We start from the raw sequence: 26344 nt of genomic DNA, 5'->3' as shown, positions 1-26344 counted from the left end.
GATGCTGCTGATGATCGACAACTACGACTCCTTCACCTACAACATCGTCCAGTATTTCGGCGAACTCGGTGAAGACGTGCGGGTACACCGCAACGACGAAATCACCATCGCCGAAATCGAGGCGCTGAACCCGGATCGCATCTGCATTTCGCCCGGCCCGAAGGCGCCGGCACAGGCCGGCATTTCGGTCGAGGTGCTGAAACACTTCGCCGGCAAGAAGCCGATCCTCGGCGTCTGCCTGGGCCACCAGGCCATCGGCGAAGCATTTGGCGGCAAGGTAATCCGCGCCAAGCAGGTCATGCATGGCAAAACTTCCCTCATCGCGCATACGGGCGTGGGCGTCTTCAAGGGCCTGCCCTCCCCCTTCACAGTGATCCGCTACCACTCGCTGGCAATCGAACGCGCCTCGCTGCCTTCCTGCCTGGAAGTGACCGCGTGGACGGACGACGGCGAAATCATGGGCGTGCGGCACCGGCAGTTCGATATCGAGGGCGTGCAGTTCCACCCCGAATCGATCCTGTCGGAGCACGGCCACGCCCTGCTGAAGAATTTTCTCGAGCGCTGATTTTCCAGGCACGCCCCCGGCGTGCCCTCAGTGTCCTCCTGCGCCATCATTGAAGAAGGAAGCATCATGCCGATCACCCCACAAGAAGCCCTGCTGCGCTGTATCGAACACCGCGAAATCTTCCACGACGAAATGCTGTACCTGTTCCGCCAGATCATGTCCGGCGAAATGTCGCCCACCATGATCGCGGCCCTGACCATGGGCCTGCGCGTGAAAAAGGAAACCATCGGCGAAATCGCCGCCGCCGCGCAAGTGATGCGCGAGTTTTCCACCAAGGTGCCGATGGCCGACACCACCAACCTGCTCGACATCGTCGGCACCGGTGGCGACGGCGCACACACCTTCAATATCTCCACCGCCTCGATGTTCGTGGCGGCGGCGGCCGGCGCGCGCGTGGCCAAACATGGCGGGCGCAGCGTGTCGTCATCGTCGGGCAGCGCCGACGTGCTCGATTCGCTGGGCGTCAACATCAACCTGCAGCCCGAGCAGATCGCGCAGTCGATCGCGCAGACCGGCATCGGTTTCATGTACGCGCCGAATCACCACGCCGCCATGAAACACGCCGCGCCGGTGCGCCGCGAGCTGGGCGTGCGCACGATTTTCAATATCCTCGGGCCCCTGACCAATCCGGCCGGCGCGCCGAATATCCTGATGGGCGTGTTCCACGCCGACCTGGTCGGCATCCAGGTGCGCGTATTGCAGCGCCTCGGCGCGCAGCATGCGATCGTCGTGTATGGCCGCGACAATATGGATGAAGTGTCGCTCGGCGCCGGCACCATGGTCGGTGAACTGGTCAACGGCGAGATCCGCGAATATGAAATCCACCCGGAAGACTTCGGCCTGCAGATGATCGCCAGCCGCAACCTGAAGGTGGCCGACTCGGCCGAGTCAAAAGCGAAGATGATGGAAGCGCTGCGCGGCGAGCCTGGCGCGGCCAGCGATATCGTGGCGCTGAACGCGGGCACGGCGCTGTACGCGGCCGGCGTGGCCAGCTCGATCGAGGATGGCCTGGCGCGTGCGCGCACGGCCGTCAGCTCGGGCGCGGCAATCGCCAAACTCGAGCAGTTCGTGCGCGTCACGCAGCAGCTGGGCGCCCCGGCGCAAGCGTAATTTCCACCTATAGAACAGCGACCATCATGTCCGATATCCTCAATCAAATCCTGGCCGTCAAGGCCGATGAAGTGGCCAAGGCCAAGGCCTACCGCAGCCTGGCCAGCCTGCGCGGCGAGGTCGAAAACGACAGCGCCCTGCGCGCCGACCTGCGCGGCTTTGAAGCGAGCCTGCGCCAGCAGATCGCCGATGGCAAGCCTGGCATCATCGCCGAAGTGAAAAAAGCGTCGCCGTCAAAAGGCGTGATCCGCGCCGATTTCCGCCCGGCCGACATCGCCGCCAGCTATGCCCAGCATGGCGCGGCCTGCCTGTCGGTGCTGACCGACGCGCAGTTCTTCCAAGGCTCGGTCGCATACCTGCAGCAGGCGCGCGCGGCCTGCGCGATTCCCGTGCTGCGCAAGGACTTCATGGTCGACCTGTACCAGATCTATGAAGCGCGCGCGATGGGCGCCGATTGCATCCTGCTGATCGTCGCCGCGCTCGATCATGGCCTGATGGCCGACATGGAAGCGTGCGCCCACGAGCTGGGCATGGGCGTGCTGATCGAAAGCCACGACGGCGCCGAACTCGATGCGGCCCTGAAGCTCAAGAGCGCGCTGATCGGCATCAACAACCGCAACCTGCGTACCTTCGAGACCTCGCTGGACACCACCATCGGCCTGTTGCCGCGCATCCCGCAGGACAAATTGATCATCACCGAGTCCGGCATTCTCGGCACGGCCGACGTGCAGCGCATGCGCGCGGCCAATGTGCACAGCTTCCTGGTGGGCGAAGCGTTCATGCGCGCACCGGATCCCGGTGCGGAGCTGGCGCGCCTGTTCAGCTAGAACGCCACAGCGCCGGCGGACCTGACCACATTCAGGCCGCCGATATCGAACTCGATGCGGTCGCGGCCGTTTTCCTTGGCCAGGTACAGCGCCGCATCGGCGCGCGCCAGCAGGTGCTCGAGCTCCTCGTGTTCCGATGCCTGGCAGGCCACGCCAATGCTGACGGTACACGGCGGCAGTCCCTTGCCGTTCGCTTCGCACAACAGCTCCCGGATCCGCTCGGCCGCGCCGAGTGCATGGTGCGGCGCCATGTCGGGCATCAGCACCACGAACTCCTCGCCGCCGAAACGCGCCACGCAGTCCGACTCGCGCAGCGCGCCGCTGATCACCGCTGCCACATGGGCCAGCACCTGGTCGCCCACCGCATGGCCATGGCGGTCATTGATCGTCTTGAAATAGTCGAGGTCGATGCTGAGCAGGGTCAGCGGACGGCGGTGGCGCCGCAGGCTCGCCTTGGCGCGCGCATAGCAGTCGCCGAAGCCACGCCGGTTCAGCACCTGTGTGAGCGGATCGTGAGTCGAGCGGCGCTCGAGGATGCTTTGCAGGCGGCGCGTGGCCACCGTCATGAAGCCGACCGTCAGCAGCAGCGCCATGAAATTGGCGGCCGCCAGATAGATGCTGGCGCGCGTGCCGGCCGCCAGCAGGTTCACATGGGCGCTGCCGTAAGCCAGCGCCGATACGCCGCGCACCAGCACCACGCAGGCCTGCACCAACATCAGGCCGCCAAAGAAAAAACTCGAGAAATGCCGCTCGCCGTGCAGCCACACCAGCTGCACCTGGCGCGCATAGAACAGGAAAACAGTCAGCGAGAAAATCGCCACGCGGATGGAAAAATTCACATCGACCAGCAGCCACCAGGCCAGGCCGGCCGTCGCCAGGCAGCACGCCAGCAGATACAGGCGCAGGCTCGGCTGCTGGCCATAGAATTTTTCCGTGCCCAGCATCGACAGGCCGATACCCAGCAGCAGGCTGGCGTTGGCGCCCAGCAGCGAGACCGCATCGGGAAAGGTGCCGCGCGTGCCGAACAGGATCGAGGCGCAGACCAGCAGCACCAGGCCGGCCGACCAATGCCCCAGGCCATGCACTTCGCTGCGAAAGCTGCGATACACGGAAAACATGACCACGCTCATGGCCGCACACATCAGTGTGGTCATCAGCATGATGGTGCGGGGATCGAGTGTTTCCACGGTCAGGCTGAGCCAGAATGAATTACCGTGATTTTAGTTCAGTTGTATTCGGTTACACCGGGTTCCAGAAAAAATAATACCGGATATCAACTACACAAACTCATCGGCGGCGACAGCGTGCAGGATGCGGTCGTGCCATCGGCAATTTCGATGCGGTCGCGGCCCAGCTGTTTGGCGCGGTATAGCGCCTGGTCCGAGCGCAGCAGCAGGCTGTCGAGTTCTTCGCCGTGGCCGCTCTGGCAGGCGATGCCGATGCTGAGCGTGTAGCGTGGCAAGCTTGACACCGTGCGCGGCTGGCGCAGCGCGTGCTGGATGCGCTGCGCCACCAGCTCGGCGCGTGCCTGGTAGGTATCGGACAGCAGCACCACGAACTCTTCGCCGCCGAAACGCGCCACCGCATCGCTGCCGCGCAGTACGCCGCTGATCACGCCCGCCACATCGATCAGCACCAGGTCGCCCACGGCATGGCCATGCGCATCGTTGATGGCCTTGAAAAAATCGAGGTCGATGCTCATCACGGCAATCAGCGTGCCGCTGCGGCGCGCGCGCGCTTTTTCCTTGGCATGGACTTCGGCAAAGCCGCGCCGGTTCAATACCGACGTCAGCGGATCGCGGTTCGAGTGCTGTTCGAGCACCATGTGCAGATGACGCGTGGCCACCGTCATGAAGCCGATCGGCAGCAGCAAGGTCATGAACGACAGGATCGCCAGGTACAGGCTGTGGTTGGGGCCGCCATGCATGATGTCGTAGCCGGCGCCGCCCGCCTGCAGCAGCGCCGTCATGCCGCGATGCAGCAGCGCCAGCGTCGGCAGCAGGCTCAGGGTGGCAAAGAACCAGGTGCTCAGATGGCGCTCGCCACGCTGCACGATCACCACCGTCTGCCGGAACAGCAGCGCCATCATCAGGAAGGAATACATGGCCACGCGCGTGGCGAAATCGTCACGCCAGTACAGCCAGATCAGCATTACTACCAGGCCCAGCAGCCACGTCGCATGAAACAGGCGCCAGGCTGGCGGCTCGCCGTAGAATTTCTGGGTGCCGATCATCTGCATGCCGGCGCCCCACAGGAAAACAGAGTTTGCGACGGGCAGCAGAATGGCGGGCGGCACCTTCCCTGTCAGGGCAAACAGGGCGCTGGCCAGTATCAGTCCCAGCAGGCCGATCAGCCATTCCCGCAGGCCGCACACGGATTGCGGGAACGTCCGCTGTGCAGAAAACATGACCACCGCCATGGCAATCGCCATTACCGTGGACATTAAAATAATAGTAGCGGGGTCAAGTTTCACAGGGAAAAGATACAGTGGCGGAGAATCGCGCCAAACATGCCGAAAAGCATGATAAATTTCGCGACAGAAATTGTACCTTGAAACTTCGTATTAAAACTACTGGCGGGTTTAATCTTGCCACAGCGATGGTCCGCTGCCCCGCCATTTACCAGCTTTTACAACACCTGGGCAGTCGGCCGTTTCCAAGCCGATAATTTTTTCGATGCCGGTGCGATAACAAAATTGACATTCGGTATACGGTCGCCTTGCAGGCTGGCCGTAAATGTCATCAGTTCGTCGCGGCGGAATGCGTGGATGACCACCTCGGCGCCGACCGCGTAGCGCGACAGCAAGGCATCCAGGTTGGCGCCCGTCACGCGCAGGCCGTCGAGCGCCACCAGCAGGTCGCCCGCCGACAGACCGGCCAGGTGGGCGGCGCCGCCCTCGTGTACCTGCGACAGTTTTGCATCGCCGGCCAGATTGACATCAAGACTCGGTTTGGCGCTCTTGCGCACGTCGCTGTATTTGACGCCGAACGGCGCCAGCAGGCGCGCCAGCGGCACGTCGTCGGTGCCGCGGATATAGCGCTCGAAAAACGGCTTCATGCGCGTGCCGCTGATTTCATCGAACAGCGCCTCGACTTCGGCAGGCGTCACGCCGCGCGCCTTGCCCTTGTAGAAATCGCGGCCGTAGCGCTGCCACAGCGCCAGCATCACGTCGTCGAGCGACTTCTCGCCGCCGGACTTGCTGCGCAGCGTCAGGTCGAACGCCAGCGCGATCAGCGAACCCTTGGTGTAATAGCTGACGATGGCGTTCGGCGCATTTTCGTCCTGGCGGTAGTACTTGCCCCAGGCGTCGAAACTGGAATCGGCCACGCTCTGCTTGGTGCGGCCGCTGCCGCGCAGCACGCTGTTGACGGTCTTGCCCAGCAGCTTGAAATAGGCCGCTTCGTCGATCAGGCCGGCGCGCACCAGCATCAGGTCGTCGTAATAGCTGGTAAAGCCTTCGAACAGCCACAGCAGCGGAGAATAGCTTTCCGCCTGCAGCTGGTATGGCGCAAAGGCGGCCGGCTTGATGCGCTTGACGTTCCAGGTATGGAAATACTCGTGGCTGCACAGGCCCAGGAACTTCAGGTAGCCGTCGCCGATCTCGGTACTGGCGGACGCCGTGGTCGGCAGGTCGGCGCGCGCGCAGATCAGCGCGGTCGAGGCGCGGTGTTCCAGGCCGCCGTAACCGTCGCCGACCGCCATGGTCATGAACACATAGCGCTCCATCGGCGCTTTTTTGCTTTTCGGTTCAAAAAAGGCAATCTGGGTTTCGCAGATGGCCTTCAGGTCGCGGCACAAACGCTCCATGTCCAGGTTGGGCACCACGCCGGTGATGACGATATCGTGCGGCACGCCGTGCGCCTTGAAGGTGGCCAGCGCGAAGTCGCCCATCTCCACCGGGTGGTCGATCAGCTCATCGTAATTGGCGGCCTGGTAGCTGCCGAAGCCGTAGCGTTTGGCTTTCAGTTCAGGCAGGGTGGTGGCCACGCGCCAGTTCCTGCAGGCGGCATCCTTCGGCTGCACGATGTTGACTTCATGCGGCTGCGCTTCCTGTCCCAGCACGCTCAAAAACACGCTGGTGCCGTTGAAGAAACCGTGGGTCTGGTCCAGGTGGGCGGCGCGTACCGACAGGTCCCAGGCGTAGACGTCGTATTCGACCGTCAGCGCGCCCTGGCATGGCGCGGCCTGCCACGAATGCTTGTCCAGTTTCGTCAACTGCACGGCCTTGCCATCGGACTCGGCGCGGATGCTGACGATATTGCGCGAAAATTCGCGGATCATGTAGCTGCCCGGGATCCATGCCGGCAGCGACAGCACCTGGCCGATGGCGGCCGGCTGTTTGACCGTCAGGGTCACGCGGAACATGTGGCCGGCCAGGTCCAGCGCGGCGATGGTGTAGACGATGCCGGCGGCAGGCGCCCTGGCGATGGTTTTCTTGATCGGTGTTTGCTTCATGTTTTTCCTCGTGTCAGGCATGTCTTCCCGGGCGCGCCACGCGTCCCGCATTACAAATCGTCAGGTGTATCGATGTCGCGCAGCACGCCATTGTCGCCGACCGGCACTTCGCGCACCACATGGCTTTGCACGATGGCGCGCGCGCCCTGGTCGCCGTCCAGCGCCAGCAGCAGCGGCAAGTGAAAGGCGCCAAACGCCACCGGGTTGCCGCGCCGGCCCTGGAACACGGGTACGGCGATCTGCGCGCCGTCGCCGATGGCGCGCGACAAGGCGGCGATTGTAGCCGTTTCCACGTACGGCATGTCGCCCAGCGCAATCACCCAGCCCGGCGCGCCGCGCGCGTAATCGATGGCGCAGGTCAGCGACGCCGCCATGCCGGTATCGGCGTCAATGCAGACGCGTACTTCGCAGCCCAGGGAACCCAGCAGGCGCGCCACTTGCGTGTCGTCGGGCCGCACCACGGCCAGCACGCGCGGCAGTGCCGCCAGCATGTTCCTGGCGGCCGCCGCCACCACGGCCTGCCCCGCATACGGGCCTTCGTCCAGCGGCTGCAGCAGCTTGTTCTGCACGCCGGACGGATCGAAGCGCCGCCCCCGGCCGGCCGCCAGCAGGATGCCGATCATGCTGGCGCCAGGGTAGTGGCCGCATCCTTGATGGCGGCGCGGATGCGCTGATAGGTGCCGCAGCGGCAGATGTTGCCGCTCATGGCGCTGTCGATATCGGCATCGCTGGGCGCCCGGTTCGCGCGCAGCAGCGCCGTCGCGCTCATCACCTGGCCGCTCTGGCAATAGCCGCATTGCGGCACGTCGTGGCGTACCCACGCCGCCTGCACCGCGCTGCCGACCGGGTCGGCGACCATCGCCTCGATGGTGGTGATTTTTTGCTTGCCCACCGCGGCGACGGGCGTGATGCAGGCGCGGATCGGCTGGCCATCGAGGTGCACGGTGCAGGCGCCGCACAGGGCCGCGCCGCAGCCGAACTTGGTGCCGGTCAGGTTCAGGTTGTCGCGCAGCGCCCACAGCACGGGCGTGGACGGATCGGCATCGACCTGCAAGTCGCGACCGTTGATATTCAGGGTGATCATCTGCTGCCTTTCCTTCCCGTCGCCATGGCGGCTGCCGCAACGCTCCATCATACCTAAAAAAACCGCGAAAAAAAAAGCGCGCCTGCGAGGGCGCGCCTGTCGGTGTTGCCGGCCGTTGCTTACTTGATGGTCGAGAACTTCTGCTCCAGCGTTTTGGCATCGACCGCGCCAGGAATGCGGCTGCCGTCGGCAAAGAAGATGGCCGGCGTGCCCGACACGCGCAGCTGCTGGCCCAGCGCCAGGATTTTTTCGTGCGGATTGGCGCAGTTGGCGGCCACCGTGGCCGGCACTTTACCGTTCAGCATCCAGTCATCCCAGGCCTTGTTGCGGTCCGGGGCGCACCAGATATTGCGCGACTTGGCAATCGAGTCCGGCGACAGGATGTTGTACATGAAGGTGTAGACGGTGACGTTGTCGATTTCCTTCAGCGCGTTCTGGCGGAAGCGTTTGCAGTAGCCGCAGTTCGGGTCTTCGAACACGGCGATCACGCGCTTGCCATTGCCCTTGACGGTCTTCATGGCAGAGCCCAGCGGCAGGTCCGAGAACTTGATGCGGTTGACTTCGTCCAGGCGTTCCTTGGTCAGGTCCTGCGAGGTCTTGGCATCGAATACATGGCCGACGAACAGGTACTGCGCATTCTTGTCGGTGTACAGGATGTCGCCGCCGGTGCGGATTTCATACAGGCCGCCGTATGGTGTTTCCTTGATCGAATCCACCGTGGCGCCTTCGCCCAGGCGCGGTTCGATCAGCTTCTTGATGTTTGCTTCTACCGGGGTCTCGGCGCCGGCGCACGACATCAGCAGGCCGGACGTCACCAGCAATGCCATTTTACTTATTTTAATCACTTACTTCTCCAATTGATCACAAGACAATCGCCGCGGCTTTCCAGCTGCGGCGATCTTGTCTCAGGCTTGCTGTTATCGTTGATTGCCCAGTGCATGCGAAATCATTTTCCGCTTCAGCGCCGGCAATTTATCGAGCAAGTTTAAACCCAAATTGCGAACCACGCGCAGCGGCTCCAGATCGGCGCCGAACAAACGGGCCAGGCCGTCGGTGGCCATCAGCATCAGCGTCACGTCTTCCTTGCGCGCGCGCGCATAGCGGGCCAGCACGCGCTCGTCGCCGATGCCGCGGTGCGCTTCGCGTTCATTGATGGTCTTGACCAGCTGCGCCACGTCGGCAAAACCGAGGTTCATGCCATGGCCGGCCATCGGGTGCACCACGTGAGCGGCGTCGCCCACCAGCGCCACGCGCGGCGCCACCATCGCGTGCGGCCGGATCAGGCGCAGCGGGAACGCGCGTATCAATTCAGGCTGCAATGGCGTCAGGGTACCGAGCTTGTCCTGGCAGAACACCGCCAGGCGCGCGGCCAGCTGCTCGGCCGATTCGGCCTGCAGGGTATCGGCCAGCGCGTCGGGTGCCGACCACACCAGCGAGACGCGGTTGCCCGGCAACGGCAGCAGCGCGACGATGCCGTCGGCGCCGGTGAACCATTGATGCGCCGCACCGTGGTGCGGCTTCTCGCAGGCGAAGTTGCTGACCACGCCGCGCTGGCCATACGGGCGGTAATCGAGGCCGATATCGCACTGGCCGCGTACCCACGACTGCGCGCCGTCGGCGCCGACCACCAGCGGGGAAGTGACGGTGTCGCCGCCGTCCAAATGCACGATGGCGGCATCCGCCGTCCATTCAATGCGCGTGGCATGGCCCTGCACCAGGTTGACGTTCTGCGCGAATCTGAGGGCGGCGTCCAGCGCCTGGCCCAGGTTGCGGTCCTCGATGATCCAGGCCAGCGTGCCGACATGGGCGCCATACGCGTCGAAACCGAGCGCACCGGCCTGCGCGCCGTCGCCGTTGACCAGCATGGCGTCGACCGGCGCCACGCGCGCGGCATCGAGTGCGCCCCACACCTTAAGCGACGACAGCAGCTGGTGAGCCGTGTGATTGAGCGCAAACACGCGCACATCCCAGCTGGCGTCGTCAAGCGGCGCGGCCGGTTTGACGGGGGACAGCAAGGTGACGCTCTGCCCTGCCTGGGCAAACGCCAGCGCCGTGGTTTTCGCAATGGCGCCGTCGCCGACGATGCAAACGTCGCTGTGGCTGTGCATGAAGCGCCGCATGGTGGGGGAGGATGGACTGTTCATGCGGCCATTATAGCGTTTGCCCCCGTGCTTTCAGATAGTCCGGAAGTACAGTGCGGCCACTGGCCATCAAGCGATCAGGCGGCGCCATGGAACAGCGGCAGCACGTGGTGCGCGATCTCCTCCATCGTCTCGGCCAGCGGCCGGCGGTTCTGCCGCAGCTGCAGGCCGATGTGCTGCACACCAGCGTCGCGCATCGCTTCCAGTTCCGCGACCAGGCCATCGCGACCCGTGCGGGCGCCAAAGCGGAAGCGCTGCAGCGGCATGGCCGGATCCGCGTCCAAGTCCAGGTGGATAAAGCTGACATACGGCTTGCCGCCACCGGAAACGGATCGCCACTGCGCCGCGCGGCGCGCATGGTCGTCGGGCGTGCCCGGATACGCGAGCCAGCCGTCCATCTGCTCGCCGATCCAGGCCGGCGACTGCTGCGCCAGCCCCGCCACCAGCAACGGCAATGGCGTGACTGGCTTGGGCAGCAGGCGCACGCCATCGGGCAGACGCGCCGCGCCCCAGTCGCGCAGCATGGCGACCTGCTCGCGAAAGGCCGCGCCGCGCGAGGCGAAGTCGCGGCCGAACACCGGATATTCGACCGGCCGGTCGCCGCTGGCCACGCCCAGCAGCAGGCGACCGCCGCTCAACTGGTCGACGCTGGCCGCCGCCTTCAGGGTCAGCACCGGTTCGCGCAGCGGCAGCACCACGGCGGCCGTGCCCAGCAAGATATTCTCCGTAATACCTGCCAGGTAACCCAGGTAGGTAAATACCTCGAATACCTGCGCCGCGTCGCCGAACGACGGGTCATACAACGGCACGTCGCGCAGCCACAGCGCGCGAAAGCCCAGCCGGTCAGCCAGTCTGGCCAACTGCGCATGGTGCTGCAGATCAGGTTCGCCCGGCATGCGGCTGGACGTCGCATTGGCCTGGCGGCCCAGCGACGACCAGTCATTATCGAGCGGCAGTTCCAGGCCGATGCTGAAACCGCCCTGCCCCAATCTGCTCATGGCGCCCGGTTCGATTTCAGCGACAGGGGTGGTATGCGTAGTGACAGTCATGCGATGGTGCCCTCGACAGGTTGCGATGCTCACACTATGCACTCATCCTTTATTGAGAAAAATACCGCGCACCTCAATACATATTTGACTTGAATGCAATGAACGGAGCTGCCGCAGAAAAAACTGGACGAAATCGCTGCCGGCTCTTGCATTCATGTTTTGGTCTGCTATAATTCGCCACCTTGGCCTGGTAGCTCAGTCGGTAGAGCAGAGGATTGAAAATCCTTGTGTCGGTGGTTCGATTCCGCCCCGGGCCACCAAGAATTGGTTTTACTTTCAAAAACGCCACCTTCGGGTGGCGTTTTTGCGTTTACCGTTCCACTTGCTTCGCAGGTGGGCGCCGCAGCAGCAATGCTTTCTCCGGCTCCTGATTGAATGAGTCCAGCAGCTCGACCACGGCTTGCTCGATGGCCTGCCACTCGGGCAGATGGCTGCGGAAGTAGCCAATTTCGATATGCGAATCCCGCAAGCCATGCAAAAAAATGTCGTGTGAACATAGAGGATTGATAACAAATTTGCCACGCTTTTGCAGAGCGCTTGCCCGCTCCGTACCCGGGTCGGGGAAAAAATCCGCATCGCAGACGATCTGCGTTTCAATTCTTTCACGCGATGGATACAGATACAGATCCTGTTCGTAAAAAGCAGTGATCACATCTTCTTTTTCCCGCTGTGCCAAGTTGTTGTGCTCGTAACGCTTCAAGCCGTAGCGCTTCGCCATCTGCCTGCGATTTGGCATCCATATCGACGCGAAGTGTTGGGAAAGCTGATATTTTTGCTCCAGCGTGTTATTGCCAAAACGCTGGATCAGGATCGAGACCTTATTCTGGTATCGGATCCAGACAGCGGTATTGTCTTCAGGCGCTGCAAATGGATACAACTTTCCCGCCTTCCACTCCGCATCCAGATTCAAGCCGTCGTTGACAATCCCATCCTGCCTGTACCAGCCTCGTTCATACTTCGGAATATAGGCAACTGGAACGACAAGCTTGTTGCCGTGAAGTATCATGCGCAGTTCAGTTGGTGGCTTTTGTCGCGGCATTGCACACCAAGCCAGCGCCACCATGCAGAACATCGCCAGCACAATCTTTCCTGTGGATTTTTTTAACGTCTCGCGCATGTCAATCGCCCTGCCGCTGCCGTAGCGACAATGCCTTCTGCGGCTCCTGATTGAACGAATCGAGCAACTCGACTACGGCTTGCTCGATTGCCTGCCATTCGGGCAGGTGGCTGCGGAAGTAGCCGATCTTGATATGGGAATCTCTTAATCCGTGCAGATAAATCTCATGTGAACAGCGTGGGTTAATGACAAATTTTCCGCGCTTTTGCAGCACGTTTGCCTTCGCTGTCCCAGGATCGGGAAAGAAATCGGCATCGCACACGATTTGCGTTTCAATCCGTTCGCGCGATGGATACAAGTACAAATCCTTCTCATAAAACGCGCTGATCACATCTTCTTTCTCGCGTTGCGCAAGGTTCTTATGCTCATAACGCAGCAAGCCATAGCGCTGTGCCATCTGCCTGCGATTGGACATCCATATCGACGTGAAGTACTGGGCAAGAAGGTATTTTTGCTGCAGTGTGTTGTTGCCAAATCGCTCGACCAAGATAGTAATCTTGTCCTGATGACTGATCCAGATAGCGGTATTGTCTTGTGGTTCGATGAAGGGCTGCAGCTTGCCGCCTTTCCACTCTGCGCTAAGACCCATGCCATCGTTGACAACCCCGTCCTGGCGATACCAGCCTCGTGCATACTCCGGAATATAAGCAACTGGAACAAGAAGTTTGTTGCCGTGGAGCGTGATACTCAATTCAGTCAATGGCGCTTTGCGTGGCGTTGCACACCACGCCAGGACAGCGAAACAGACAGCGACCAGCAATATCCTTCGCGTGCAAGATTGCTTGTGCGGGGGTTGCTCCTCCATCTTATATCCCAGGTATCAGGTGCGTCAGATCGAGCGGATGCTTGGCGAGGGGACGCTGGCGTTCCAGGCGAAACAGGCGATCGAGGTCCAATTGCTTGCGCAGGTACTCCGGCGCAGTGGCCACTCCCATGCTGCCCTCCATGGCTGCCGGATACTCGAAATGCATGCGCGACCAGACACCATTTTCATAGCGCCAGTCGCCGATCTTGTCAGCATCTGCGTAAGACTGAAATGGGTCGGAAGCATAGACTGATGTCAACACACCTATTTTCCCTAGCCATGTGGCATGCGACGCAGAATCTATCCCACGCAGCAGCGCGACGACTTCCGTTTGCGATACGCCCAGTGCGCTGACATAAAATCGCTCGTCTAGCATGATCTGCCACACACGTTCCGCGCCTGCGTAATCACCTGCCCCCAGAAAAGAAGACAAAGGTAAATGAGCAGTCCATGCTGCCGCATCCAGACCGAACATTTCGAACACATCGGTATGATAATTGGCAATTTCTTTCACTGGTAACGGTACAATTTTTCCCAGTGCCACGGATTTCGACAAATTCGCTTCACGAGCATTCAAATCTGCCTGCATCAATTCAACGCCAAACCGGTCCCAGTCTCTTTCGGACATGACGACCTTTAACTCACCGGCCCGTATCTTTGCATACCCATTGGCAATCGCACCGCTGAGCGTGTCATTGCGCACCACGCCCAGCGCCAGCCGCGCGTAGGGGTCGCCATTTGCCGCCAGGTAGTTCCAGTAGGCTTCACGATTGCCCTGGGCCGCGTAGTAGCGCAGGATTTCCATATCGCGCGCGACCTTGCCGGTGGCGGCTGGAATGCCCTTGGTGCTGGCGGCACGCGGCTGAACCGCTGGCACTGCTGGCGCCGCGTCAAAGCCGGCCGTTCTCGCCTGCAAGGAAGGATGCCTGGCCAGCGCCAGCTCATTGCGCGCCAGCCAGGTTGCGAACGTGGGGCCGAGCCGTGGGTTGCGCATGGCCGCATTCAATAGGGCCTGCCTTCGCATATTGCCGTGGCGCATGCCCGCACTCAGCGTGCGCAGCATGGCGGTGACAGCCAGCAGATGGCCGTGGGCAAAATCGGCGGCCACCATGCCGGGATGCGGCGCCGGGGCGTGCAGATCGGACAGGGAAAAACGGGAGTCCGACGGATCAGCTCCCCATAGCCTGAGAAATGCCCGCCGATACACGGTGCCGGCATCGTACAGGCCGGCCACCATGGACTTGCCGGTAGTGCCCGCATCGAACACCTCGGCCAGCATAGTGTCCAGCATCGCCTTGCTGCCCAGCGTGGCCATGCCCAGGCACAGCGCGATATCATGGCAAAGCTCGCCCAGGTGGGGCCAGGCGGTGGCGATGTCGATCTGGAAAAACTGCTGGCGCAGCCGCCGCAGTGCAAGGCTGTCTGCCTGCTCCAGCGACTGCAGCAGGCGCCTGGCGCGCTCACCGGGACGTATCACGATCGCGCTACCGTAGCCATCGTCGCTGGCGTGCAGCAGGTGGCGCCGCAACTCGCGGTCGGCTTGCTGGTCTTGCGTCTCCAGCAGGGTACGAAGGCGCAGGCTGGCTGGAGAAACAGTCATCATGGCATGCCCGAGAGGAAGAATCCTCCAGCATGCCGTGCCGCGCCGAGCCTGGCGTTGACCTCGCTCAGCGCAGCGCGTTAATACGCTGTTACCACATCAAATCATCAGGAATCTGGAACGCCGCGTACGGATCGTCTTCCTCCACTTGCGTGCTGGCCTGCTTGACGCGCACCACGATGGCCGGGTCGCGCTCGGCGATCTTGTCGGCGATCACGCGCGGCACCAGTTCCACCGCGCCAGCCAGGCAGACGATCACCAGGCGGCCCGCCACCAGATGCGCCTGCACGGCGGGCGTCACATAGATGCGCTCGATCTTGTTGTTGAAGGTGAAGTTATACGGCACTTCGGCGTGGTTGCCCTTGCTCTGGCGGTTCTTCTGCACCATCTGCGCGATCTGCGCCACGATGGCTTTCTGGTTGGCGGCCGCGTCGCGCTGGGCGTTCAGCTCCCGCGCGCGCTCGGCGTTCTTGCGCTGGGTTTCCAGCGCGGCGAGGCGCACTTCATCGACGCTTTGCGTGCCGCTCTTGCGCTCGTCCTTTTTCTGCTTGCTCTTGTCCTGGTTGGCCAGCTTGACCTTTTTCTTGTCGACCAGGCCGGCCTTTAAAAATTGCTCTTGCAACGAGACCATGATGTCCTACTCCGTATTGACGATGCGCCGGCGACGGCCGGCGCAAAGACGCTAGCATAGCGCAGGACGAAGGAGCGGCTAGAAAAAAGACACATGCCGACACACGCGGTAACGATTTGCATGGCCTGACTATTGATAAATGTCATATAGTTAGTTGCGCATCGCATAACGCTGCGGACGCCCGCTGCGCTCCCCTAACCGCCTTCCTGCAAGGATCTGCCATGAAACAACTTATCGCTTTGTGTATCGCCGCCTCGTTTGCCAGCGCCGGGTTTGCCGCCGCACAGGACGCGGCGCCGGCCGCCAAGACGGCGCAACAGAACAAAATGACCACCTGCAATGCCGATGCCGCCGGCAAGAAAGGCGACGAGCGCAAGGCCTTCATGAAAGAGTGCCTGAGCGCCAAACCGGCGCCGGCCACAGGGACGGCCCAGCAAAACAAGATGAAAACCTGCAATGCGGATGCCAAGGACATGAAAGGCGATGCGCGCAAGGCGTTCATGAAGGAATGCCTGAGCGCTCCAAAGAAATAAGCGCCAGTGTTCCGGCCGCCATGAAGCCAGCCTTGTGCTGGCTTTTTTCATGATCGGGATGACATGGTGGGTATTAGCGCGTAGTATCTATCAGACAACAGCCCCCTCAAGCAAAGGACGGCAGCGTGGCGGCATCGAACGATCTCGCGCACTGGCGCGGCCAGATTTTTTTCCGCCTGCTGCAGGTGGTGCTGCTGCTTGGCACCGTGACCGCAATTCCCAGCGCACTGCTGGCGGCGCGAGAAGGTATCTGGCTGATAGTCGCGCTCGATATTATCTCGATCGCCTGGATCGCCATTCTCTGGAAGTATCACGGCGTGCCCTACGGCTGGCGCGTCTGGCAATTCCTTGCAGTTATTTACCTGGTTGGCATCGGCCTGCTGCTGAAGATCGGCCCTGTCAGCCAGATCTACATGCTGGCGATCCCGGTGCTGGCCGCACTGCTGCTGGGCTTGCAGCCAGCGCTGTGGATGCTGGCGCTGGCCACCGCCTCCTTGTTCCTGCTGGGCCTCCATCCCGATAGCAGCCTGCAACTGGCAGGCATGCCCGATTCTCCGCTGCTGCGCTCTTCGATCGTGGCGCTGAACTTCCTGTTTATTGCCGCCGTGCTGACCTTGTCGTCAGCCTTTTTGCTGCGCCACCTGGAGCACTCGCTCGACCGCCTGCATGCCAGCACGCTGTCGCTGGAACGCGAAATCGGCGAACGCAAGAAATCGGCACAGGACATCCACCAACTGGCGTTTTATGACGTGCTGACCGCGTTGCCGAACCGGCGCTTGCTGATGGACCGCATCGGCCAGCTGCTGGCAGCGGCGCAGCGCGAGCATGCCGTCAGCGCGCTGATGTTCATCGATCTCGATCACTTCAAGCATATCAACGACGCACGCGGCCATGCCACCGGTGACATGCTGCTGCGCATGGCCGGCGAACGCCTGGTGCGGCTGATGCGCCAGGCCGATACGGTGGCGCGCATCGGCGGCGACGAATTCGTGGTGCTGCTGGCGCATCTGGCGCAGGACATGGACAGCGCCGCCGACGCGGCCGGCACGGTGGCGGAAAAAATCCGCCACGCCATCGCACGCGATTTCGAGATCGGCGACCAGGCCTACCATTGCTCGGCCAGCATCGGCGTCACGCTGCTGCCCAAGCCCGGCAGGCAGGCGCACGACCTGCTGCGCGAAGCGGACATCGCCATGTACCGCGCCAAGGCGGAAGGACGCAACGGCATCGCCTTCTTTGAAGCGGCGATGCAGACTGGCGTCGAGCGCCGCCTGACCCTGGAACGCGCGCTGGCACGCGCGCTCGATGCCGGAGAACTGCGCATGCACCTGCAGCCGCAGCTGGACCGCCATGGCCAGGCGACCGGCGCCGAACTGCTGATGCGCTGGCCGCAGGCGGACGGCACCATGATCGCCCCTTCCCTGTTCATCCCGATTGCCGAAGAGACGGGGCTGATCCTCAAGCTGGGCAACTGGGCAATGAAACAGGCCTGCCAGACGGCCGTGCAGCTGGCCCGGGCGGGCCATCATTTTGCGCTGTCGGTCAATGTCAGTCCGGCCCAGTTCAACCAGCCCGATTTCGTGGCCGGCGTGCGCGCGGCGCTCAGCGAACACGGCGCGCCCGCCAGCGCGCTGGTGCTGGAACTGACGGAAGGGCTGTTGATCGACAAGCGCGACGCCGTGCTGGCGCGCATGCGCGAACTGGCGGCGCTGGGCGTGCGTTTTTCCATCGACGACTTCGGCACCGGCTATTCCAGCCTGGCCTACCTGACCTCGATGCCGCTGTATGAACTGAAGATCGACAAAAGCTTTATCGACGACACGCCGCATGACGCCAGCGGCACGGCCATCGTGCAAGCCATCCTCGGCATGGCCGGCCACCTGGGCCTGCGCGTGGTGGCCGAGGGAGTGGAAACACCGCAGCAGGCCGACTTCCTGATCGCGCACGGCTGCGACGGCCTGCAAGGCTATCTGTATGCGCGGCCCATGCCGCTCGATGATTTCATGCGCTGGCTGGGACGGCGCATCACTTAGCTTTCCGCCATTTCCCCGGCGAAACTACTCCGCTAGAATACCGGCCTTCCGGCCCCGGGCCCTGCCCGCTGCGCTCCTTTTACTTCCTGTCAAAGCGATCTCCGATGCGTCTGGTATTTCCCCTGCTCCTGTCCACCCTTGCCGCCTCCCTTGGCGCCGCCGCTACCGCTGCCGTTCCCACGCCGATTTCGCTGGACCAGGCCATGGCCGATCCCGACTGGATCGGCACGCCCGTCGAAACGGCATGGTGGGGCGCGAATGGCCAGGTCTATTACAAGCAAAAGCGCATCGGCTCGCCGCTGCGCGACATCTATCAGCTCTCCGGTGCCGGTGCCGCGCTCAACAGCGGCAAGCAGGTGGCGGACGCGCAGCTGGGCAATCTCGACGGCGAGCAGATGGTCTACAACCGCGCCGGCACGCGCGCCATCGTGCTGCGCAACGGCGACCTGTTCGAGCGCGACGTCAAAAGCGGCGCGCTGGTGCAGATCACGCGCGGCGTATCGGCCATCAGCGACCCGCAATATTCGAGCGACGGCGGGTCGGTGCAGTTCCGCAGCGGCGACGACTGGTACAGCTGGAGCCGGCTTGACCGCCTGAGCGCGCCGGTGGCCCTGCTGCGCGCCGCCAAGGACCCGGACGCCAAACCGGAGGCGGACAGCCAGCGCGAACTGCAGCTGCGCCTGATCGTCAACCTGGCGCGCCAGAAGGACAACCGCGAAGCGAGCCTGGCGCGCCGCAAGGAAGAACGCCGCCTCGATCCAACCCGTGCGCCCGAACCGATTTACCTGGGCGAGAAGGTCAGCATCTCCGGCAGCATGCTGTCGCCGGACGGCCGCTGGCTGCTGTTCGTCACGCAGGACAAGGGCGCGGAAAAAGGCAAGCTGGGCAAGCTGGCCCGCTATGTCACCGAAACGGGCTACCCGGAAGCGGACGATGAGCGCACGCGCGTGGGCCGCAACATGCCGGTCGCGCAAACCTTGAGGCTGGCCGACCTGCGTGCCGGCACCGTGCGCGAGATCGCCTTCGACACCCTGCCCGGCATCGCTGCCGATCCGCTGGCCGCCTTGCGCGCCGAACAGAAGCTGCCGCCATTGAAAGGCAACCGCCCGGTACGCGTGGACGCCCAGCGCGACGGCATCGCCTGGAGCGCTGACGGCAGCCGCGCCGCCGTGCGCGTGCGCGCCATCGACAACAAGGACCGCTGGATCGCCAGCGTCGATCTGGCCAATGCGGCGCTGGTGCCGGAGCACCGCATCAGCGACATGGCCTGGGTCAACCGCCGCGCCGACGAATTCGGCTGGCTGCCGGACAACGCCACCCTGTGGTACCTGTCCGAAGAAACCGGCTACGCCCATCTGTACACCAAGACCGGCGGCGCCCCCGCGCGCGCCCTCACCCAAGGCAACTGGGAAGTGAGCGGCGTGGAGTGGACCCGCGACGGCGCGCGCGCCTACTTCCTGTGCAACCCGCAGCGCCCGGGTACCTATGAAGTGTGCGCCTCCACCGCGAAAGACGGCGGCGCGCGCGAAGTGACGAATCTGAAAGGCGTGGAAAGCTTCGCCCTGTCGCCCGATGCGGGCAAGCTGCTGGTGCGCTATTCGGCCAGCTATTTGCCGGCGCAACTGGCGAGCGTGCCGGTGGCGGGCGGCAAGGCCAATGTGCTGACCGATACCCGCAGCGACGCCTTCAAGGCGCGCAACTGGGTCATGCCGCAACTGGTGCAAGTGCCGTCCACGCATGGCGCGGCGCCGATCTGGGCCAAGCTGTATCGCCCGGCGCAGCTGGAAGCGGGCAAGCAGTATCCGATCGTGATGTTCGCGCACGGTGCCGGCTACCTGCAGAATGTGACCGAACGCTATCCGGTGTACTTCCGCGAACAGATGTTCCACAACCTGCTGGTCGAGCAGGGCTATATCGTGCTCGACGTCGACTACCGCGCCTCGATGGGCTACGGCAGCGCCTGGCGCACCGCCATCTACCGCCAGATGGGCCACCCGGAACTGGAAGACTTCATCGACGGCGCCCACTGGCTGGCCGCGCAGCACCAGGGCAACCTGAAAAACGTCGGCATCTACGGCGGCAGCTATGGCGGCTTCATGAGCCTGATCGCGCTGATGCGCGCGCCGGACGTGTTCAAGTCCGGCGCCGCCCTGCGCCCCGTCACCGACTGGACCACCTACAACCACGAATACACGGCCAATATCCTGAACACGCCGGAACTCGATCCGCAGGCATATAAAATCTCGTCGCCGATCGAATACGCCGGGCAGCTGAAAGGCAACCTCCTGATCGCGCACGGCATGATCGACGACAACGTGTTCTACCAGGACTCGGTGCGCCTGTCGCAGCGCCTGATCGAGCTGAAAAAGGATAACTGGGAAATGGCCAGCTACCCGATGGAGCGCCACGGCTTCGTGCAGCCGGAGGCGTGGTATGACGAGTATCGCCGGATTTACCAGCTGTTCCAGCGGACGTTGAAATAAACATCGACGGCGGTATCACGTAGCTCGGATTAGCGCGGACGAAGGTCGCGCGTAATCCGACAACACCACCGGTACCAATCGAATCGCGCTTGCCATGCGATCGACTCTGGCACATCATGCAACGATGAAAACCCATCCTCTCTCCGCCCTGCTGCGCGCCGCCTGCGCCAGCCTTGTCCTGCTGGCCGCCTCTGCCTGCACCGCCACCCCGCCCGTCACGCCGGCACCGGCGCCGGGCGGCGCCAACCTGGCCGAACAGATCAAGGCGGAGGTGGGCGATGCCGCCTGCGACGCACCGCAGCAATGCCAGACCCTCGCCATCGGCGCCAAGGCCTGCGGCGGCCCGGAGCGCTACCTGGCGTGGTCGAACAAAAGCAGCGACGGCAAGACCCTGAAGGCGCTGGCCCAGGCGCAAGCCGACGCCAGCCGCAAGCTGCAGCAGTCGGACGGCATGATGTCGACCTGCGCCATCGTTACCGACCCCGGTGCGACCTGCCAGGCGGGCCGCTGCGTGCTCAACAAGGGCGATTCCACCGCCATGTAAAGCACGTCAGGATTGCAGCTGCAAGGTCTTGACGAGTTTGGTTTCCACCTTCTCGCCGGCGCCCGAGATCGCGTGTTTGCTTTCCTTGCGCAGCAACAGCAGATGGTCGCCGCTGACGCCGTACTGGCGCGTCTCGTCCGTCTTCTGCGCAAAGCTCACCACCACGAAAGCGCGTCCGCTGACATCGACGCGAAAGCTGCTCGCCAGCGGCGTGCCATCGGCAGCGATCCACACGTCGACGCCGCCGTCGAACTTCTTCACATACTTGCGGTCCTTTTCGGGCACCTTGTCGAGCGACAAGGTAAAGCTCAGCTTGCGTGCCGGCTTGCCCTTGTAGCTGTCCATTTTCTCTCCGCTGAACACCGCCTCGTCGAGTTCGCGCGACAAGGCGCCCGCCGCCGACACCATGGTGCGCAATTCCGTGCCCTTCAGTTCGCCCAGCGCAAAATCGGTCGAGGTCTTCGCCTTCGGATCTTTCACTTTGGCGCGCTGCTCGGCCTCCACCTTCGCCAGCAACTCCTTGCTGTACAGCACCTGCAAGCCTGCCGCGCCGCTGTCGACCACCACGCTGGCCTGGCCGCTGTCCTCCTCGGCGTCCTTGCCTTCGCCCTCCCTGCGCCAGGTTTTTGATTCCACCTGCGCCTTCACGGGCGTCTGCCCCTGCAATTTCGCCAGCGCCGCCTTCAGGTCATCGAACCCATCGGCCCGCGCCGTTCCGCAAACCAAGCTCATCAACCCGGCCGCAGCCAGGCATTGCACACCACAACGTACCCTCATCGTCGCATCCCTTCAGGTCATACAAGGATGCCAAAACACCATGTTTTGGCCATCTGTTGCATTTGAACACAGGATGCACTGGTCAGGTTGAAACTCTTTCTGCTATAATTCGCCGCCTTGGCCTGGTAGCTCAGTCGGTAGAGCAGAGGATTGAAAATCCTTGTGTCGGTGGTTCGATTCCGCCCCGGGCCACCAAGAATTGAGCAGCACAGCACAACGCCACCTTCGGGTGGCGTTGTTGTTTCTGCGATAGCTATTCCGGATTCAGCTGGCATGGGGCGGCGCGGTATCTGTCCCATGCGCGGTATCCATGCCCATCGCCATGCCGCCGCCTCCACCGCCGCCGTTGCCGCCCCCGCCGCTGCCTTTACTCCCCGACTTGTCCCCATCGGCCTTGCCCCGTCCCGCGCTGCCTTGCGTGCGCGTCGGCCCCTGCAGTGGAATCAGCACATCGTCCGGCATCGGCCCGAGATCGAGCGCGCTGCGGATAAAGCTGCGCAGGCTGATCACCAGCTCGGCCGTATGGATCGGGCGGCCCGCCGCCAGGTCGGACGCCGCCTGGCCGGCCAGCCGGCAGTGTTCCTCGGTACCGAGCAGCAATATGTCGGCCAGCGCGGCTTCGACGGCGTCGCGAATGCGGCGGGCGCGCTCGGAACTGGTGGTCGCGGGATCCGGCTGCCCTTCCCCGCTTTGAGCGCGCTCGCGCAGGTCGCGCATATGGGTCGGGTCGACCGTCAGTTGCCCGGTAAACGAGCCGCCCAGGGTGCGGTAGGCCGCCATCAGGGTTTTGACGCGCTCGTTAATCTGCCGGTTCATGCGTTCGCGGCGCTGCTGGATGGTCTGCATCATCAGCATGCGGATGCCCACGCCCAGCAAGGTAAATACCGCCAGTCCAAGCAGGGTCGTCAGGGCCGCTTCCCAGGAACTGAAATCCATATTGCGCATTGCGACCTCGACAGGTGTTTTCGATACCAGGCAGTGTAACGAATCGGCTGGGGCCGTATGTATGGGGGCGAACACAAGAGGCGTTTATGTCTGGTAACTAACAGTCACCCAAAGCAATTTGATTTATCCTGCACAAAATTGATGCTGAGAAATTGTCGACAAGACCCTCCAGATCGCGGGGCTTCGTCGTTAGTCATCCGGCGAAAGTGTTGGGCTCCGCGCTACCTGATTTCAGCCTGACCACTTCAAAAGGATATTGATTCATGCTTTCCACTTCACAACCGTCCCCTGCGGCGACGCCGCCCGACACCAAGGAAAGCCGCTTTGTGTTCAAGGTGGCCATCGCCGCCACCATGGGCGCGCTGGCCTTCGGTTACGACACCGGCGTCATCTCGGGCGCCCTGCCGTTCATGAGCACGCCGTTAGAAAACGGTGGCCTGGGCCTGACCCCGGTCACCGAAGGCATCGTCACCTCGGCGCTGGTGTTCGGCGCCGCCATCGGTTCGCTGATGGCCGGCACCTTGTCGGACAAATACGGCCGCCGCACCACGCTGCTGGGCCTGGCCCTTGTCTTCCTGATCGGCGTGCTGGGCACCACCCTGGCGCCATCGGTGGCGATCATGGTCGTCATGCGCTTCGTGCTCGGTATTGCCGTCGGCGGCGCCTCGTCCACCGTGCCGGTATTTATTGCCGAGATGGCGGGACCCAGCCGGCGCGCCAGGCTGGTCAGCCAAAATGAACTGATGATCGTCGGTGGCCAGTTGATCGCCTATATCCTCAACGCGGCACTCGCGCATTTTTCCGGCTCGCCCCATGTGTGGCGCTATATGCTGGCGATTGCCGCCGTGCCGGCGATTCTGCTGGGACTGGGCATGCTGCTGGTGCCGGCCTCGCCGCGCTGGCTGGCCAGCAAGAACCGCATGAAAGAAGCGCGCGCCGTGCTGGAGCAGATCCGTTCGAGCGACAAGCAGATCGAACTGGAGCTGGCCGAGATGGTCAAGCTCAACAAGATCGAGCATGAGCAGACCGGCTGGTCGGCCGTGCTCGGCACGCCGTGGATCAGGAAATTGCTGTGGATCGGCATCGGCCTCGGTTTCGTCGCTCAATTTACGGGCGTCAATGCCTTCATGTATTTCACGCCGATCATTCTCAAATCCACAGGTCTCGGCACCAATGCGGCGCTGACTGCCACCATCGGCAATGGCGTGGTGGCGCTGATCGCCACCTTTATCGGCATCTGGCTGATCGGCAAGCACGGTCGCCGCAGCATGCTGATCACCGGCCTCGGCTTCGTGATCGCCACCCAGGCCGCGCTGGGCGCCGTGCTGCTGTTCATGCCGGACGGGCTGATGAAAAGCTACGCCGCGCTGGCCTGCATTCTGTGCTTCCTGCTGTTCATGCAGATGCTCATTTCGCCCGTTTACTGGCTGTTGATGTCGGAACTGTTCCCGATGCATTTGCGCGGCGTGCTGACCGGCACCGCCGTCGCCTGCCAGTGGGTGTTCAATGGCCTGGTGGCACTGCTGTTTCCGATAGCCATGGCGCAATTCGGCAGCGCCACGTTCTTTGTGTTTGCCGGCATCAATGTGCTGTCGCTGATCTTTGTGGTGACGTGTCTGCCGGAAACCAAAGGCAAGTCGCTGGAAGCGCTGGAGAAATTTCTGGCCAAGGAACTGAGCAAACCTGCCTGAGTCCGGCAAGCAAGAAAGCCTCCCGGCTTCCGTTTTATCGACCGCAAATGCGGTACAATTTCCGGAAGCCATAACCAAGGAGTGCTTTCATGTCGCTTGCACGCATCGTCGACGTACCGCAGGACGTGGATGCCCACCTGGCCGAGCTGGGCCTGGACCAGGCGATCCTGGCCGAGGCGCTGCGCCAGGCCAACCTGCACTGGGCCAGGAAGACCGAGCACCATCCGCGCCTGTACCGCTACCAGATCATGTGGGGCGAAACGATTGCCGCCCTGCGCGACCTGCTGGCGCCCCGTGGCTGGCGCAAGTGCGACGAAGGCAATTACGAGCTGACCGTCAACGCGGCGCGCGACCTGGCCATCGTGGTCGCTTCCGGCGACGACGGCACGGCCAATCCGCACCGCACGCCATCGAACCGCAGCCCGAAGGGACGCCACACCATCGACGCCGTGGCGGCCAACCGCCAGGCCGACATGTTCGCCGAGCTGCTGCCGGTGTCGCCCGCTGCTGAAAAAAATCTTGCTACCTGGGTCCTGCTGCATCACCGCGGCGACAAGAAGATCCAGGCCGAGTTGTCGCGGCCGAACGAAATGGATGACGACGGCATGATCATTTCCTGGTCCGAACGGCTGCTGCTGCGCGATATTCCACTCGATGGCGAACGCATTTCCATTACTCCACCACACTTACCCGATATCGATTTCGAAATCAGCCGCAAAGCTTCATGACCTCCCTATTCAACGCAGCCTGCTTTTCCCTCGCCCGTCGCCGGCGCGGCATGAAGAAAAAAGAACTTGCCGAACACATCGGCGTCAGCGAACGCTCGGTGTCCTCGTATGAAAAAGGCGAGCAGCAGCCCGAGCCGTCCACGCTCAAGCGCATCGCGGAAGCGCTCAATTTTCCCGAGGCATTTTTTTATGCCGGCGACCCGGAAGAGCTGACGCCCGATATTGCCAGCTTTCGCGCCATGTCGAAGATGAGCGCGCGCCAGCGCGACATCGCGCTCGGCGCCGGCTCGATTGCGCTGATGCTCAATGAGTGGATCGAAACCAGATTCAACCTGCCGCCGCCGCAGTTGCCCGACCTGGGCCGCGAACCGAGTGCGCTGACCACGCTGGCTGCCCGCGCCGACTATGAAGACGACGTGCCGTTTCCCACTCAACAGTCGGCGCAGGGACCGGAGGCCGCCGCCGAAGCCTTGCGCTCGTACTGGGGCCTGGGCGAATTGCCGGTGAAAAACATGGTGACCTTGCTTGAATCGAAAGGCATCCGCATCTATTCGCTGGCCATCGACGCCAGGGAAGTCGATGCTTTTTCCATGTGGTATGGCGGCCAGCCCTTCATTTTCCTGAACACCTACAAGTCGGCCGAGCACTGCCGCTTTGACGCGGCCCATGAGCTGGGCCACCTGGTGTTGCACCGGCACGGCCAGTCGCACGGGCCGGAGCTGGAGCGCGAAGCGAACGCGTTTGCCTCGGCCTTTTTGATGCCGCGCAGAAGCGTGCTGTGCAATGGCCCCCGGTCGGCCACCCTGCCCGGCCTGGTGGAGCACAAGAAATACTGGTCGGTCTCCGTGGCGGCCCTGAATTACCGGCTGCATGCGCTGGGCATGACCTCCGACTGGACCTACCGCACGCTGTGCGTGCAACTGGCGGAAGCGGGATACCGGACGCACGAGCCGAATGGCTGCGTGCATGAAAAGTCGCTGGTGCTGGAAAAGGTGTTTTCGGCCTTGCGCGAGGACGGCATCACGAAAGCCGCCGTGGCCGATGCGCTGCTGATCCCGCGCGACGAGATCAATGCCCTGACCTTCGGCCTGATGCTCAATGTGCTGCCTGGCGGGATGCAGGTGGGCAACGCTGGCGGCAAAAAAAAACCAGTTCTTATGGAACTGGTTTCTTCCTCGCAGCAGTGAGGCCAGGCGGAGGCCAGGCTAACGCCAACCCCCGCGGGT

At 62.9% G+C, this 26344-nt stretch carries 24 protein-coding genes and 2 tRNA genes; 12 read left to right on the top strand and 14 right to left on the bottom strand.

The genetic code is table 11. The features are described from left to right. Position 1 precedes the first annotated feature (1 nt). From RTQ46_RS15480 to trpC, 3 genes are all read left to right on the top strand, one after another. The gene (locus RTQ46_RS15480) at positions 2–565 is read left to right on the top strand and encodes an aminodeoxychorismate/anthranilate synthase component II (RefSeq protein WP_312437896.1); all 564 of its coding nucleotides are present in this window, start codon (positions 2–4) and stop codon (positions 563–565) included. Between the two features lie 66 nt (positions 566–631). After that, positions 632–1675: an anthranilate phosphoribosyltransferase gene (gene trpD, locus RTQ46_RS15475; protein WP_312437894.1), complete on the top strand. Its 1044-nt coding sequence runs from the start codon at positions 632–634 to the stop codon at positions 1673–1675. A gap of 26 nt (positions 1676–1701) precedes the next feature. Then, positions 1702–2502, top strand: coding sequence for an indole-3-glycerol phosphate synthase TrpC (gene trpC, locus RTQ46_RS15470; protein ID WP_312437893.1), 801 nt, complete (start codon positions 1702–1704; stop codon positions 2500–2502). Here the strand turns inward: trpC and RTQ46_RS15465 are convergent. From RTQ46_RS15465 to RTQ46_RS15430, 8 genes are all read right to left on the bottom strand, one after another. Beyond that, entirely contained in the window at positions 2499–3662 is a 1164-nt protein-coding gene (locus RTQ46_RS15465; RefSeq protein ID WP_312437891.1) for a GGDEF domain-containing protein, read from the bottom strand. The genes trpC and RTQ46_RS15465 overlap by 4 nt on opposite strands. Positions 3663–3775: 113 nt before the next feature. After that, positions 3776–4909: a GGDEF domain-containing protein gene (locus tag RTQ46_RS15460; RefSeq protein ID WP_312437889.1), complete on the bottom strand. Its 1134-nt coding sequence runs from the start codon at positions 4907–4909 to the stop codon at positions 3776–3778. Between the two features lie 221 nt (positions 4910–5130). Next, positions 5131–6957 (bottom strand): M61 family metallopeptidase, encoded by a 1827-nt coding sequence (locus RTQ46_RS15455; protein ID WP_312437888.1) that lies wholly within the window; start codon positions 6955–6957, stop codon positions 5131–5133. Between the two features lie 50 nt (positions 6958–7007). After that, positions 7008–7580, bottom strand: coding sequence for a nucleotidyltransferase family protein (locus tag RTQ46_RS15450; RefSeq protein WP_312437887.1), 573 nt, complete (start codon positions 7578–7580; stop codon positions 7008–7010). Continuing rightward, on the bottom strand, positions 7577–8041 hold the full coding sequence (locus RTQ46_RS15445) for a 2Fe-2S iron-sulfur cluster-binding protein (protein WP_312437886.1): 465 nt from the start codon (positions 8039–8041) through the stop codon (positions 7577–7579). Before RTQ46_RS15445 ends, RTQ46_RS15450 begins: the two co-directional genes overlap by 4 nt. A 119-nt stretch (positions 8042–8160) precedes the next feature. Then, a complete protein-coding gene (locus RTQ46_RS15440; protein WP_312437885.1) occupies positions 8161–8886 on the bottom strand; it encodes a DsbC family protein in 726 nt (241 codons plus the stop codon). A 72-nt stretch (positions 8887–8958) separates the two neighbouring features. Continuing rightward, positions 8959–10185, bottom strand: coding sequence for an FAD-dependent monooxygenase (locus RTQ46_RS15435; protein ID WP_312437883.1), 1227 nt, complete (start codon positions 10183–10185; stop codon positions 8959–8961). Positions 10186–10259: 74 nt separating this feature from the next. Continuing rightward, positions 10260–11231, bottom strand: coding sequence for an LLM class oxidoreductase (locus RTQ46_RS15430; RefSeq protein WP_312437882.1), 972 nt, complete (start codon positions 11229–11231; stop codon positions 10260–10262). Positions 11232–11415: 184 nt separating this feature from the next. On the opposite strand from RTQ46_RS15430, the gene RTQ46_RS15425 reads away from it, so the two are divergent. Continuing rightward, positions 11416–11491: transfer RNA gene (locus RTQ46_RS15425), tRNA-Phe, on the top strand. A 50-nt stretch (positions 11492–11541) separates the two neighbouring features. Here the strand turns inward: RTQ46_RS15425 and RTQ46_RS15420 are convergent. The 4 genes from RTQ46_RS15420 to RTQ46_RS15405 form a co-directional block, all read right to left on the bottom strand. Further along, the gene (locus RTQ46_RS15420; protein ID WP_312437881.1) at positions 11542–12348 is read right to left on the bottom strand and encodes a hypothetical protein; all 807 of its coding nucleotides are present in this window, start codon (positions 12346–12348) and stop codon (positions 11542–11544) included. A gap of 1 nt (position 12349) precedes the next feature. Next, the gene (locus tag RTQ46_RS15415) at positions 12350–13153 is read right to left on the bottom strand and encodes a hypothetical protein (protein ID WP_312437879.1); all 804 of its coding nucleotides are present in this window, start codon (positions 13151–13153) and stop codon (positions 12350–12352) included. A 1-nt stretch (position 13154) separates the two neighbouring features. Next, complete coding sequence (locus tag RTQ46_RS15410; RefSeq protein ID WP_312437877.1) at positions 13155–14756, bottom strand: DUF6861 domain-containing protein; 1602 nt, start codon at positions 14754–14756, stop codon at positions 13155–13157. Between the two features lie 88 nt (positions 14757–14844). Beyond that, the gene (locus tag RTQ46_RS15405; protein WP_312437875.1) at positions 14845–15384 is read right to left on the bottom strand and encodes a DUF2058 domain-containing protein; all 540 of its coding nucleotides are present in this window, start codon (positions 15382–15384) and stop codon (positions 14845–14847) included. Between the two features lie 221 nt (positions 15385–15605). On the opposite strand from RTQ46_RS15405, the gene RTQ46_RS15400 reads away from it, so the two are divergent. The 4 genes from RTQ46_RS15400 (at position 15606) to RTQ46_RS15385 (ending at position 20977) form a co-directional block, all read left to right on the top strand. Then, positions 15606–15917 carry a PsiF family protein gene (locus RTQ46_RS15400; RefSeq protein ID WP_312437874.1) on the top strand — a complete coding sequence of 104 codons (312 nt, stop codon included), beginning with the start codon at positions 15606–15608 and terminating at the stop codon, positions 15915–15917. Positions 15918–16042: 125 nt separating this feature from the next. Further along, positions 16043–17950, top strand: coding sequence for a putative bifunctional diguanylate cyclase/phosphodiesterase (locus RTQ46_RS15395; RefSeq protein WP_312437872.1), 1908 nt, complete (start codon positions 16043–16045; stop codon positions 17948–17950). A gap of 104 nt (positions 17951–18054) precedes the next feature. Beyond that, positions 18055–20433: a S9 family peptidase gene (locus tag RTQ46_RS15390; protein WP_312437870.1), complete on the top strand. Its 2379-nt coding sequence runs from the start codon at positions 18055–18057 to the stop codon at positions 20431–20433. Positions 20434–20557: 124 nt separating this feature from the next. Continuing rightward, positions 20558–20977 (top strand): hypothetical protein, encoded by a 420-nt coding sequence (locus RTQ46_RS15385; protein ID WP_312437869.1) that lies wholly within the window; start codon positions 20558–20560, stop codon positions 20975–20977. A 6-nt stretch (positions 20978–20983) separates the two neighbouring features. Here the strand turns inward: RTQ46_RS15385 and RTQ46_RS15380 are convergent, their stop codons facing one another. Continuing rightward, positions 20984–21709 carry a hypothetical protein gene (locus RTQ46_RS15380; RefSeq protein WP_312437867.1) on the bottom strand — a complete coding sequence of 242 codons (726 nt, stop codon included), beginning with the start codon at positions 21707–21709 and terminating at the stop codon, positions 20984–20986. Positions 21710–21873: 164 nt separating this feature from the next. Here RTQ46_RS15380 and RTQ46_RS15375 point away from each other — a divergent pair. Next, positions 21874–21949: transfer RNA gene (locus RTQ46_RS15375), tRNA-Phe, on the top strand. Between the two features lie 69 nt (positions 21950–22018). Here RTQ46_RS15375 and RTQ46_RS15370 read toward each other — a convergent pair. Then, positions 22019–22699, bottom strand: a complete 681-nt coding sequence (locus RTQ46_RS15370; protein ID WP_312437865.1) for a hypothetical protein — start codon at positions 22697–22699, stop codon at positions 22019–22021. 263 nt (positions 22700–22962) lie between these two features. Here RTQ46_RS15370 and RTQ46_RS15365 point away from each other — a divergent pair, with 263 nt between their 5' ends. From RTQ46_RS15365 to RTQ46_RS15355, 3 genes are all read left to right on the top strand, one after another. Further along, positions 22963–24390: a sugar porter family MFS transporter gene (locus RTQ46_RS15365; RefSeq protein WP_312437863.1), complete on the top strand. Its 1428-nt coding sequence runs from the start codon at positions 22963–22965 to the stop codon at positions 24388–24390. 89 nt (positions 24391–24479) lie between these two features. After that, complete coding sequence (locus tag RTQ46_RS15360) at positions 24480–25118, top strand: hypothetical protein (RefSeq protein ID WP_312437862.1); 639 nt, start codon at positions 24480–24482, stop codon at positions 25116–25118. Beyond that, entirely contained in the window at positions 25115–26305 is a 1191-nt protein-coding gene (locus RTQ46_RS15355; protein ID WP_312437860.1) for an XRE family transcriptional regulator, read from the top strand. Before RTQ46_RS15360 ends, RTQ46_RS15355 begins: the two co-directional genes overlap by 4 nt. Positions 26306–26344: the final 39 nt, after the last annotated feature.

The organism is Janthinobacterium sp. (assembly GCF_031995485.1).
In the GTDB taxonomy this organism is placed as follows: Bacteria; Pseudomonadota; Gammaproteobacteria; order Burkholderiales; family Burkholderiaceae_D; genus Janthinobacterium.
The sequence above is the reverse complement of the archived record's forward strand: the minus strand, read 5'-3'. Positions and strand labels throughout refer to the sequence as shown.

Bases quoted from the DNA above. Each gene is read 5' to 3' on its own strand.
- RTQ46_RS15355 (WP_312437860.1), top strand. From the start codon at position 25,115: ATGACCTCCCTATTCAACGCAGCCTGCTTTTCCCTCGCCCGTCGCCGG.
- RTQ46_RS15450 (WP_312437887.1), bottom strand. From the start codon at position 7,580: ATGATCGGCATCCTGCTGGCGGCCGGCCGGGGGCGGCGCTTCGATCCG.
- RTQ46_RS15465 (WP_312437891.1), bottom strand. From the start codon at position 3,662: ATGCTGATGACCACACTGATGTGTGCGGCCATGAGCGTGGTCATGTTT.
- trpD (WP_312437894.1), top strand. From the start codon at position 632: ATGCCGATCACCCCACAAGAAGCCCTGCTGCGCTGTATCGAACACCGC.
- RTQ46_RS15380 (WP_312437867.1), bottom strand. From the start codon at position 21,709: ATGAGCTTGGTTTGCGGAACGGCGCGGGCCGATGGGTTCGATGACCTG.
- RTQ46_RS15400 (WP_312437874.1), top strand. From the start codon at position 15,606: ATGAAACAACTTATCGCTTTGTGTATCGCCGCCTCGTTTGCCAGCGCC.
- RTQ46_RS15410 (WP_312437877.1), bottom strand. From the start codon at position 14,756: ATGATGACTGTTTCTCCAGCCAGCCTGCGCCTTCGTACCCTGCTGGAG.
- RTQ46_RS15370 (WP_312437865.1), bottom strand. From the start codon at position 22,699: ATGCGCAATATGGATTTCAGTTCCTGGGAAGCGGCCCTGACGACCCTG.
- RTQ46_RS15365 (WP_312437863.1), top strand. From the start codon at position 22,963: ATGCTTTCCACTTCACAACCGTCCCCTGCGGCGACGCCGCCCGACACC.
- RTQ46_RS15460 (WP_312437889.1), bottom strand. From the start codon at position 4,909: ATGTTTTCTGCACAGCGGACGTTCCCGCAATCCGTGTGCGGCCTGCGG.
- trpC (WP_312437893.1), top strand. From the start codon at position 1,702: ATGTCCGATATCCTCAATCAAATCCTGGCCGTCAAGGCCGATGAAGTG.
- RTQ46_RS15390 (WP_312437870.1), top strand. From the start codon at position 18,055: ATGCGTCTGGTATTTCCCCTGCTCCTGTCCACCCTTGCCGCCTCCCTT.
- RTQ46_RS15385 (WP_312437869.1), top strand. From the start codon at position 20,558: ATGAAAACCCATCCTCTCTCCGCCCTGCTGCGCGCCGCCTGCGCCAGC.
- RTQ46_RS15360 (WP_312437862.1), top strand. From the start codon at position 24,480: ATGTCGCTTGCACGCATCGTCGACGTACCGCAGGACGTGGATGCCCAC.
- RTQ46_RS15420 (WP_312437881.1), bottom strand. From the start codon at position 12,348: ATGCGCGAGACGTTAAAAAAATCCACAGGAAAGATTGTGCTGGCGATG.
- RTQ46_RS15455 (WP_312437888.1), bottom strand. From the start codon at position 6,957: ATGAAGCAAACACCGATCAAGAAAACCATCGCCAGGGCGCCTGCCGCC.
- RTQ46_RS15480 (WP_312437896.1), top strand. From the start codon at position 2: ATGCTGCTGATGATCGACAACTACGACTCCTTCACCTACAACATCGTC.
- RTQ46_RS15405 (WP_312437875.1), bottom strand. From the start codon at position 15,384: ATGGTCTCGTTGCAAGAGCAATTTTTAAAGGCCGGCCTGGTCGACAAG.
- RTQ46_RS15435 (WP_312437883.1), bottom strand. From the start codon at position 10,185: ATGAACAGTCCATCCTCCCCCACCATGCGGCGCTTCATGCACAGCCAC.
- RTQ46_RS15445 (WP_312437886.1), bottom strand. From the start codon at position 8,041: ATGATCACCCTGAATATCAACGGTCGCGACTTGCAGGTCGATGCCGAT.
- RTQ46_RS15415 (WP_312437879.1), bottom strand. From the start codon at position 13,153: ATGGAGGAGCAACCCCCGCACAAGCAATCTTGCACGCGAAGGATATTG.
- RTQ46_RS15430 (WP_312437882.1), bottom strand. From the start codon at position 11,231: ATGACTGTCACTACGCATACCACCCCTGTCGCTGAAATCGAACCGGGC.